Origin of the sequence: Aeromonas sp. Prich7-2 (genome assembly GCF_017939255.1) — a bacterium.
GTDB lineage: Bacteria > Pseudomonadota > Gammaproteobacteria > Enterobacterales > Aeromonadaceae > Aeromonas > Aeromonas caviae.
Genome location: NZ_JAGKRI010000292.1, coordinates 1 through 1030 on the forward strand (window position 1 = coordinate 1; position 1030 = coordinate 1030).

Sequence of the window (1030 nt, forward strand, 5' to 3'; positions counted from 1 at the left end):
GTGGCCCTATCTGGTCGGCTACTGCGAGCGGGGTGATCTGCACATCAGCAATATCCTGGCGGAGAACGCAATCCGCCCGTTCGCCGTGGGGCGCAAGGCCTGGTTATTCGCCGACAGCGCGCAAGGCGCCAAGGCCAGTGCAACCTGCTACTCGCTGCTGGAGACAGCCAAAGCCAATGACCTGGAGCCATCAGCGTATATCAACCATGTGCTGGCGCAGATCGGCGAGGCCGATAGCCTGGAAAAACTCGAAGCCCTGCTACCATGGAACGTCCCGCTGGAGCCCATTGCAAAAAAAGTGGCGCAATACAACGAAGGCAAGTAGGTCGATTTAGCGGCGCTTACGATTGTTGCAGGCCTTGCGCCAATACGGTCAAAAACTTCGAATTGTGTTGGCGAAGTGTATGGTAGCTATAAAACAAATCTGTAACATTCTTTTCGGTAAGCAATTCTTCATCCATCGCGATCAAGGATAAATAGCTGCGCAGCAAGAAATAGTCCGCAATGAGAACCTGATAGGCTACTTGTGGGGAGTCATACCCCGCTGGGAACTGGTTGTGGTAGACATGATAAAGCAGATAGTTCTGTTGAATATGGGGACGCTCCATCAAAAATGGCACGACCTTTTGGTGCCAGCTTTGGTGTATCAGCAGTAACTTATCCTCATAAAATTCACCTTCTAATACTTGATCCTGATTACCCATGATTAGCAGTCACCACGAGCTATACTGATCTTACGTACAGTTACTGAGGTGCGAGATCATGGCCAAAAGCAAAGTCCAATTCCAGAAAGGCTACAGCCTGTTTGATTTTTTCAAGGACTATGGCACTGAAGCGCAGTGCGAAAACGCGCTGCTCGCTTGGCGTTTTCCGAACGGTTTCATCCGACATTCCGCACCTGATTTAGGAATAAATTTGCCGATAGCGCTCACCCAATACCTCCAAAATGATCTGCTGGTCTCCTGTTAGCTCCGTTACTTGTGGCGGAGCTTCTCCCAGTCGATATTCATGGATGCCACCAAAGCGCAAA

At 50.2% G+C, this 1030-nt stretch carries 2 protein-coding genes and 1 pseudogene; 2 read left to right on the top strand and 1 reads right to left on the bottom strand.

Annotation, left to right across the window (positions count from 1 at the left end):
* A partial coding sequence (locus J9892_RS21740; RefSeq protein WP_210538979.1) for a transposase domain-containing protein occupies nt 1–325 on the top strand: 325 nt, incomplete at its 5' end.
* 16 nt (nt 326–341) lie between these two features.
* On the opposite strand, the gene J9892_RS21745 is transcribed toward J9892_RS21740, so the two are convergent.
* Nucleotides 342–704: a hypothetical protein gene (locus J9892_RS21745; RefSeq protein ID WP_161470679.1), complete on the bottom strand. Its 363-nt coding sequence runs from the start codon at nt 702–704 to the stop codon at nt 342–344.
* A 58-nt stretch (nt 705–762) separates the two neighbouring features.
* Here J9892_RS21745 and J9892_RS21750 point away from each other — a divergent pair.
* Nucleotides 763–885: pseudogene (locus J9892_RS21750) on the top strand (IS1595 family transposase); the annotation flags it as partial.
* Nucleotides 886–1030: the final 145 nt, after the last annotated feature.